The sequence below is a fragment of the Amycolatopsis sp. NPDC003731 genome (genome assembly GCF_053586895.1).
Map to the genome: position 1 here is coordinate 1 of NZ_JBSFNC010000250.1, position 8,629 is coordinate 8,629.

Annotated in this window: 10 protein-coding genes; all 10 read right to left on the reverse strand. The window is 71.5% G+C overall.

Annotated elements, in window-relative coordinates; genetic code table 11:
- Window positions 1-21: 21 nt before the first annotated feature.
- A complete protein-coding gene (wag31, locus tag ACWDN5_RS45360) occupies window positions 22-876 on the reverse strand; it encodes a DivIVA-like cell division protein Wag31 (protein ID WP_310977409.1) in 855 nt (284 codons plus the stop codon).
- A gap of 52 nt (window positions 877-928) precedes the next feature.
- On the reverse strand, window positions 929-1,204 hold the full coding sequence (locus ACWDN5_RS45365) for a YggT family protein (protein WP_013224824.1): 276 nt from the start codon (window positions 1,202-1,204) through the stop codon (window positions 929-931).
- A 115-nt stretch (window positions 1,205-1,319) separates the two neighbouring features.
- A complete protein-coding gene (locus ACWDN5_RS45370) occupies window positions 1,320-1,919 on the reverse strand; it encodes a cell division protein SepF (RefSeq protein ID WP_310977410.1) in 600 nt (199 codons plus the stop codon).
- A 100-nt stretch (window positions 1,920-2,019) separates the two neighbouring features.
- Window positions 2,020-2,730 (reverse strand): YggS family pyridoxal phosphate-dependent enzyme, encoded by a 711-nt coding sequence (locus ACWDN5_RS45375; RefSeq protein WP_449680634.1) that lies wholly within the window; start codon window positions 2,728-2,730, stop codon window positions 2,020-2,022.
- On the reverse strand, window positions 2,727-3,431 hold the full coding sequence (gene pgeF / locus ACWDN5_RS45380) for a peptidoglycan editing factor PgeF (protein ID WP_310977412.1): 705 nt from the start codon (window positions 3,429-3,431) through the stop codon (window positions 2,727-2,729). Before pgeF ends, ACWDN5_RS45375 begins: the two co-directional genes overlap by 4 nt.
- Before the next feature lie 74 nt (window positions 3,432-3,505).
- The gene (gene ftsZ / locus ACWDN5_RS45385) at window positions 3,506-4,813 is read right to left on the reverse strand and encodes a cell division protein FtsZ (RefSeq protein WP_310977413.1); all 1,308 of its coding nucleotides are present in this window, start codon (window positions 4,811-4,813) and stop codon (window positions 3,506-3,508) included.
- Window positions 4,814-5,051: 238 nt separating this feature from the next.
- A complete protein-coding gene (locus tag ACWDN5_RS45390) occupies window positions 5,052-5,822 on the reverse strand; it encodes an anti-sigma factor (RefSeq protein WP_449680635.1) in 771 nt (256 codons plus the stop codon).
- A complete protein-coding gene (gene sigK / locus ACWDN5_RS45395; protein ID WP_310977414.1) occupies window positions 5,819-6,433 on the reverse strand; it encodes an ECF RNA polymerase sigma factor SigK in 615 nt (204 codons plus the stop codon). Before sigK ends, ACWDN5_RS45390 begins: the two co-directional genes overlap by 4 nt.
- A complete protein-coding gene (locus ACWDN5_RS45400; protein ID WP_449680637.1) occupies window positions 6,426-7,160 on the reverse strand; it encodes a DUF1365 domain-containing protein in 735 nt (244 codons plus the stop codon). Before ACWDN5_RS45400 ends, sigK begins: the two co-directional genes overlap by 8 nt.
- A complete protein-coding gene (locus ACWDN5_RS45405; RefSeq protein WP_449680636.1) occupies window positions 7,154-8,422 on the reverse strand; it encodes an NAD(P)/FAD-dependent oxidoreductase in 1,269 nt (422 codons plus the stop codon). The genes ACWDN5_RS45400 and ACWDN5_RS45405 overlap by 7 nt, the downstream gene beginning before the upstream one ends.
- Window positions 8,423-8,629: the final 207 nt, after the last annotated feature.

Sequence of the window (8,629 nt, forward strand, 5' to 3'; positions counted from 1 at the left end):
GTGCCACGGCTCAGGAAGAACTCAGCCGGCTTCGGCGCGCGGGCCGAAGGAGTAGCCCTGGCCGCCGCTCGTCGAACCGGACGACTGCCCGGAGCCCGACGACGCCGACGCGGGGGCCGCGGAACCGCGGTCGTCGAGCTCGCGCAGCTGGGACTCGAGGAACCCGCGCAGCCTCGTGCGGTACTCCCGCTCGATCGTGCGCAGCTCTTCGATCTTCTTGCCCAGCCCGCTCTTCTCGGAGTTCAGGCTGTTCATCGTCTCGGTGTACTTCCGCTGCGACTCGCGCTCCAGCGTGGTCGCCTTGTCACGCGCCTGACGCTCGAGCGTCTCCGCACGGGTCCGCGCGTCGTTCAGCATCGTGTCGACGCGGGTGCGGGCCTCGTTCACCATCGAGTCGGACTTCGCCCGGGCGTCCGAGAGCAGCTGCTCGGACTTGGTGCGGGCCTCGGCCAGCATCCCGTCGGACTCGGTCTTCGCCTCGGCGGTCAGCCGGTCGGCCATCTCCTGGGCCAGGCCCAGGACCTTGGCGGCCTGCACGTTCGGCTCGGTGCTGTCGCCGACCATCGAGTGCGCCTGCGTCTGCTCCATGGCGGACTGCGGCGGCGGCACCGGCGCCAGGCGCCGCGACGGCTCTTCGCGCATCGGGGGCGCGCCGACGTTCGCCTTGGCGTTCTCCAGCTCGCTGCGGGTCGACTCGAGTTCCGCGTCGAGTTGTTCCATCTGCTGGCGCAGCTCGTTGTTGTCCTCGATCAACCGGGCCAGCTCGGTCTCCACCAGGTCGAGGAACGCGTCCACCTCGTCCTCGTTGTAGCCCCTCTTGCCGATGGGCGGCTTGCTGAACGCGACGTTATGCACGTCAGCGGGGGTCAACGACATCAGATCACCTCACGCACTCCATGGCCTGCAGGGTCCACCCAAGTCTCCCCGATCAACTTGGAGTCGCCAGTTGCATCGCGAAGAACACAACCAACAGCAGCACCATAATCGACAAGTCCAGTCCGACGCCGCCGATCCGGACCATCGGAATGATCCTTCTGAACAAGCGGACCGGCGGGTCCGTCACTGTGTAGATGGTCTCGAGCGTGACCGCAACCCCTCCGGCCGGATGCCACTCACGCGCGAAGGTCCGGACGAGTTCGACCACGATCCGCGCCGTCAGCAGCAGCCAGAAGGCGAACAGCACGTACCAGACGACCAGCCACACAGCTTCCACGTACCTACTCTAACCGGGCGTCCTCTCCGAAGACGCAGTTGAGGGGGCCGACCCCGGATCGGGTCGGCAAAGTCACGTCTGCTTGCGCTCAGCGGTACGGGCGACTTCAGCCCCGCAAAAACAATCCGCCCTCGGCAATCCGCCGACGGTCTTCCGCCGTGACGTCCACATCGGGCGGTGAGAGAAGGAACACCTTGTTGGTGACCTTGTCCATCGACCCTCTGAGCGCGAACGCCAGCCCGGCGGCGAAGTCGACGAGCCGCTTCGCGTCCGCGTTCTCCATCTCGGTGAGGTTCATGATCACCGGGATGCCCTCGCGGTAGTGCTCCCCGATCGCCCGCGCCTCCGCGTAGCTGGTCGGGTGCAGCGTGGTGATGCGGCTCAACGGGTCACGCACCGGCTGGCGCACGACCGGCTCGACGACCGGGCGCAGGCGCGCCACCGGCTCGGGCTGCCGGTCGACGGCCAGCGCACCGTGAACGGCCGGCTCGGAGCTGACCACGGAGCGTGACCGGCTGCGGCTGACGGGCTCGTCGTACGTGTCGTCGACGTCGCGGTACCGTGAACGCGACGACCGCGGGGCCGGCTCCTCGTAGGAGTCGTAGTCGTCGTCGTAACCGCGTCGGTAGTCGTCTTCGACGTCGTAGCCGTCGTCGTCAGCGGGCACCATCCCGAAGTAGGCCTTCAGCTTCTGCAGCGCGCTCATGCCTCTCCCTAGCCCTAGCCGCTCCCGCACTGACTTTCGATCTCCACGCCGTCAGTGCCCCGCGCGGGCGGACACGAAACGTGACGACCGCGCGAGCTCCCTACGGCGAGGCTAAACCGCGTCCACCGAGCAACGCGGTTCCGACACGCACACAGGTCGAGCCGTGCGTGATCGCCTGTTCGAGATCATGGCTCATCCCGGCGGACACGTCTGCGGCATTCGGGTGATCTTTTCGGAGGGACTCCCCCGCGCGAGCGAGCCGCTCGAAGGCCGCGGCCGGGTCCGCACCCAGCGGCGCGACGGCCATCAGCCCGCGAAGCCGCAGCTCCTCGGACTGCGCGATCCGGTCGGCGAGCGCGCCGAGCTCGGGAAGCGGGCAGCCGCCGCGCTCGGGATCGTCGTCGAGGCTGACTTGGATCAGCACGTCGAGGGGTTCGTCACGTATCTGAGCGGTTTGAACCGCACGCACCGCCTTGGCCAGCGCGTCGGCGAGCCGCGCGGAATCGACGGACTGCACCTCGTGGGCCCACCCGACGACGGACTTCGCCTTGTTCCGCTGCAGCCGGCCGACCATGTGCCACCGCAGCCCGGGGACCTCGGCGGCTTTCGGGCCGGCCTCCTGGTCGCGGTTCTCGCCGACGTTCGTGACGCCGAGCTCGGCCAGCAGCGCGACGTCGGACGCGGGAAAGGTCTTCGTGATCGCGAGCAGCTTGACCTCGTCCCGGGCGCGCCCGGCGGCCCGGCACGCGGCGGCGATCCGCGCCTCGACCTCGGCGAGGTTCTCGGCCAGCTCGGCCTTGCGGCCGGTCATGCCTCGATCCAGGTGATGCCGGCGATCCGCCCGGTGGTCCCGTCGCGGCGGTAGCTGAACAGCGTCTTGTCCTCGTTCGTGCACCGCGGGTCGACGCCGATCTTGCCGACGCCGAGGTCGGCGAGCTGCCGCCAGAGCCCGGCGCGCAGGTCGAGCCCGGGTGTCCCCTTGCGGGTCTTGCACGCCGTACCGGGGACGTGTTTCTCGACGTCGGCGGCCATTTCCGCGGGGACCTCGTAGCAGTCGCCGCAGATGGCGGGGCCGAGCAGGGCCTCGATCCGGTGCGGCTCGGCGCCGGCCGACCGCATGGCCTCGACGGCCGCCGGGACGACGCCGACGCGCGTGCCGACCCGGCCCGCGTGCACCGCCGAGACCACCCCGGCCTCGGCGTCGGCCAGCAGGATCGGGACGCAGTCGGCGACGAGCACCACGAGGGCGACGCCCGGGGTCGCCGTCACCAGGGCGTCGGTCGCTTCGGCCGCGCTGGTCTCGGTGCCGTCGACGATGGTCGCCGTGCGGCCGTGGACCTGCTCCATCCAGGCCAGCTTGTCTTCGGCCAGGCCCAGCTCGGACGCGAGCCGCTTGCGGTTGGCGAAGACGTTGCCCTCGTCGTCGCCGACGTGGTCCCCCAGGTTGAAGGTGTCGTAGGGCGGCCGCGACGCGCCGCCCGCCCTGGTCGTGACCACTCGCCGAACCCGCACGAATCCTCCTGAACATCAATGAAGGCCACCACCCACGACTCTAGTTCGCGGGTGGTGGCCTTCGGAGCTGGTGGCTAGCGCCGCATGAACGGCGGGACGTCGACCTCGTCGTCCGACGGGTCGTCGTGCACCGGCATCGCGCGGCCCGGCAGGCTGCCCTGGGTCGCGTTGGAGCCGAGCGGCGAGTAGCCGCGCGAGCCGCCGCCGGGCTGCGGGAGCCCGCCGGCCGGCTGGTTGCCCGTGGCCGACGGCATCGGCGAGTGCGACCGCGGCGGCGCCACGGGGTAGCCGGAGCTGCCCGCGGACGGCACCGGGGTGGCGCCCGACGGCGGCGTCGGCGGGTTCGAGACCTGCCCTGCCGAGGCCGAGGCCGTGGTGGCCGACGCCCGCGAGCCGGACCCGAAGGTCGACGGGTCGAGCTTCTTGTGCGTCGGCGCGCCGGCGTCGAACCCGGCCGCGATCACCGTGACCCGGACCTCGTCGCCGAGGGAGTCGTCGATGATCGTGCCGAAGATGATGTTGGCGTCCGGGTGCGCGGACTCCTGCACCAGCGACGCGGCCTCGTTGATCTCGAACAGGCCCAGGTCGGAGCCGCCCGCGATGGACAGCAGCGCGCCGTGGGCGCCGTCCATCGAGGCCTCCAGCAGCGGCGAGTTGATCGCCTTCTCCGCGGCCTGGATGGCCCGGCCCTCGCCGCGCGCCGAGCCGATGCCCATCAGCGCGGAGCCCGCGCCGGACATGACGCTCTTGACGTCGGCGAAGTCGAGGTTGATCAGGCCCGGGGTGGTGATCAGGTCGGTGATGCCCTGGACACCGGAGAGCAGCACCTCGTCCGCCGAGCGGAACGCGTCCATCAGCGAGACGCCGATGTCGCCGAGCTGCAGCAGCCGGTCGTTGGGGATCACGATGAGCGTGTCGCACTCGTTGCGCAGCGCCTGGATGCCCTCTTCGGCCTGCTTGCCGCGCCGCTTGCCCTCGAAGGTGAACGGGCGGGTCACCACGCCGATGGTCAGCGCGCCCAGCTTGCGGGCGATCTGCGCGACGACCGGCGCACCGCCGGTGCCGGTGCCGCCGCCCTCACCCGCGGTCACGAACACCATGTCGGCGCCCTTGATGACCTCTTCGATCTCTTCGCGGTGGTCTTCGGCGGCCTTCTGGCCGACCTCGGGGGCGGCGCCCGCGCCGAGGCCACGGGTCAGCTCGCGGCCGATGTCCAGCTTGACGTCGGCGTCGGACATGAGCAGTGCTTGTGCGTCGGTGTTCACCGCGATGAACTCGACACCCTTGAGGCCGACCTCGATCATGCGGTTCACGGCGTTCACGCCGCCACCGCCGATGCCGACCACCTTGATCACCGCAAGGTAGTTGTGCGGGGGCGTCATCGAAGTCCGCCTTCCTGATCGTTGTGCCCGTACAGCCCGCCGGCCGAAACCCTCGACCTCAACCCCAGATCGAGAGTTATGTCAACCGCCGACGTTAGGCAGGACGGTAGGCACCAGGCAGGCTCTAATCCAGTAGGCACGCCGTGTGTCGCAAAGGTGTTTTGCCACAACACCTTCGGGCGCGCAAGAGCGACGGGCCGCGAACACCCCCGGAGCCCGATCTGGTATGGCCGCCCGCTCAGGCCGGCGCGGGCATGCTCATGAGGACGTCCGAGGGCGCTCCGGTGGCCGATCCACCGGGCGGTTCGACGCTCACCGCGACCTTGTCGGCACCGCCGACGCCGTCCGCGACGACCAGGCCGCCCTGGTCCGCCGCGGCGATCACCCCGGCCGAACGGGGCGCGTCCGCGCCGGTGATCAGCCAGGCTTCGTAGACCTTGCCGCCCGGCTGCGCCGGCAGGCCCGCGTCCATCACCATCACCCGGTTGAGCGACCGCGACAGGACGACCGTGACACCGCCGCCGATCGGGGCCTCGCCGTGCGCGGTCTTGGCGTCCGGGGCCGCGAGCAGCGCCGCCACCGGCGCGAACTGCTGCTTCGCCTGGTCGAGCCGGCTCTGCGCGGTCTGCAGCTCCTGCCGCTGGGTCAGCGCGATGCCGCCGAACACCCCGCCCGCGGCGAGGCCGACGACGGCGGCCGCGGCCGCCACGACGACCGCCCAGCGCGGGGCCCGCGCCGAGCGGCGGTGCCGGTCGGGCGAGCCGGGCCGGGTCCGCGGCGGCAGCTGCCGGGTGGCGTGCATGGCGGTCATGACGCGGTCCTTGAAGTGCGGCGGCGGCTCCTCGGCCATCGCCGCGCCCAGCCGGGCCGCCGTGGCGCGCAGCTCGGCGACCTCCTGCGTGCACGAGTCGCACTGCTCGAGGTGGCGAGCGAACTCCGCGCGTTCGACGTCGTTGACGGCGTCGAGCGCGAAGGCGCCGGCCAGGGTGTGCATCTCCGGGGTGCTCAAGCGGTCACCCCCAGGCAGTCCCGCAGGCGGATCAGCCCGTCCCGCAGCCGCGTCTTGATGGTTCCCTGCGGCGTCGACAGCACTTCGGCCACCTCGCGATACGTATAGCCCTGGTAATAGGCGAGCAGCACCGATTCGCGCTGCAGGTCGGTCAGGAAGGACAGGCACCGGCGCACCTGGGAGCGTTCGAGCCGTGCGGTGACGGACTCGGCGACCTCGTCGAACGGACGGCCGCGAGCGGCCTCGAAGGTCGCCTTCTGCTCGCGTTCGGTGCTCGCCCGGGCCGAGCGGACCCGGTCCACGGCGCGGCGGTGGGCCAGCGTCATCGCCCAGTTCAGCGCCGAGCCCTTGTCCGGCGCGTACCGCGTCGCGGTGCGCCACAGCTCGACGAGGACTTCCTGGGCGACCTCTTCGGACTGGGCCGCGTCGCGCACGATCCGCCGGACGAGGCCGTAGATGGGGCCCGCGAACTGGTCGTAGAGCAGCTCGAAGGCGCGCTCGTCGCCCTTGGCGACGCGCACCATGAGCTCCTCCGAGGACGGCACCGTCGGACCGGCCGGGACTTCCGAGGGCACGGGCGCCATCCGGCGCGGGCGGGCCGGCTCATCCATGCAGCTGTCCTCCGGCGTTCTGCGGGGTGCGCGGCACGACCGCGGCCTTCCGCAGCCACAGGGCGACGCCGTGGCGGCGGATCAGCGCGGACACCCGCTGCGGGAGCAGCGGCCGGGCCAGCACGAGCCGGGCCAGCCACCGCGGGTTCACCGGGCGGCGAACTCCCCGCAGCGTAGCGACCAACGGCGTGGTGTTCTCGCGGCGGAGCGCGACGGTGAGGTCGAGCAGCGCCTCCGGGCGCGGCAGGCGCATCCGGTACTCGCCGTCCATCTGCTGGAACGGCGAGACGTAGAACTCCTTGGCCGCGCGCGCCCGGCCGGCGTCGTCGGGGTGCAGCAGGTAGGCGTGGCGGCCGCCGTAGGTGTTGTGCACCTCGGCGACCACGCACGCGAGCTCGCCTCCGGGGTCGTGGCACCAGTAGACGCTGATCGGGTTGAACACGTACCCGAGCACGCGGGCGGCGGCGAGCATGACGACCTTCCCGCCGCGCAGGTCGACCCCGCGCTCGGCGAGCCAGGCGTCCAGCTTCTCCCGGATGCCGCGGGGATCCGTGGCCACGAAGTGGTCGCGGCGGTCGAAGCGGGCGAACGGCTGCAGCCACCACGGCAGCCGCGGGAGGTCGTCCAGGTCGACGCGCCACAGGTAGACGCGGTGGGCGAAGGCGTGCGGCGGGTCGATCCGCCGCACGTGCGCGACCGTGGCGTCGTAGAGCGCGTTCGTCACCAGCTCACCCCCAGGCTTTCCGCGGCGCGGGCGCCCGAGGAGCAGCCGTCCTCGTGGAAGCCCCAGCCGTGGTAGGCGCCCGCGTAGGCGAGCACGCCGTCGTTGAGCTCGGGCAGCCGTCGTTGCGCGGCAACGGATTCCGGCGTGTAGACCGGGTGCTCGTACCGCATCCGCGCGACGACGTGGTCCTCGCCGGGACCGTCGCCGGGATTGAGCGTGACGACGTACCCGGTCGGCTCGTCGAGCCGCATCAGGCGGTTCATGTCGTAGCTGACCTGGACCGCGCCGGTGGGGGCGCCGCAGACGGGCGCGCGGTAGTTCCACCCGGCCCGCGCGTCGGGCAGGGTCGGCAGGACGCTCGTGTCGGTGTGCAGCCAGGCCTCGTTCTCGGAGTACCGGAACGCGCCGAGCACCGAGCGCTCGGCGGCGGTCGGGTTGGCCAGCAGGGCGAGGGCCTGGTCGGCGTGGGTGGCGACGACGACCTTGTCGACCCGGTGCGGCGTGTCGGCGTCGTCGCGGATCTCGACGCCGCTGCCGGTCCGCAGCACCGACCGCACCGGCGTCGACAGGTGCACGGCGGTGAGCTGCTTCGCCGCGAGCTCGACGTACTCGCGCGAGCCGCCCACGACGGTCCGCCAGGCGGGCGAGTTCTTCACCGTGAGCATGCCGTGGTTGCGGAGGAACTCGAACAGGTACCGCGCCGGGTACCGGAGGGTGTCGGCGCGGTCGGCCGACCACACCGTCGAGACCAGCGGCAGCATGAAGTGGTCGACGAAGTACCGGGAGTAACCGCCGATGGCGAGGAAGGCGCCGAGCGTGACGTCGCCGGCGTCCGGGGCGGCCAGCAGCCGCTTCGCGTGCCGGTGGAACCGCTTCACCTCGGCCAGCATCCGCAGGTAGCGGCCGCGGAGGGCGTTGCCGCGCTGGGCGAACAGCCCGGGCAGGCCCTTGGCACCGGCGTACTGGAGGCCGCAGCCGTCGCAGCGGATGCTCATCGACATCTCGGTGTCGCGGGTGTGCACGCCCAGCTCGCCGAACAGCTTCAGCAGGGTCGGGTAGGTGCGCTCGTTGTGGACGATGAAGCCGGAGTCCACGCCGACGGTGCCGCCGTGGGTGCTGGGCACGTCGTGCGTGTGCGCGTGCCCACCCAGGCGGTCGTCGGCCTCGAACAGCAGAACTTCGTACTTGCGCTGCAGCAGGTATGCGGCGGTCAGCCCGGCCACCCCGCTGCCGATGACGCCGATGCGTTCTCCCGTGATCTCCACACCGGTCCTTCGGGACCACGGCCCGGCCGGATTGCCGGGCCGGCCGACCAATCCACGCCGGTCGCCGGGCCGGTCGGCACCCGCTCTGCCGCGGCCCGCACGCCGCGAATGACTCATTCGGGACCTCCGACGTCCCGAATGAGCCTGGCCACCTTCCTGACCGGCGGGGCGGGAGCGGTCGTCAACGAGAGGGTCGTCGACAGATCG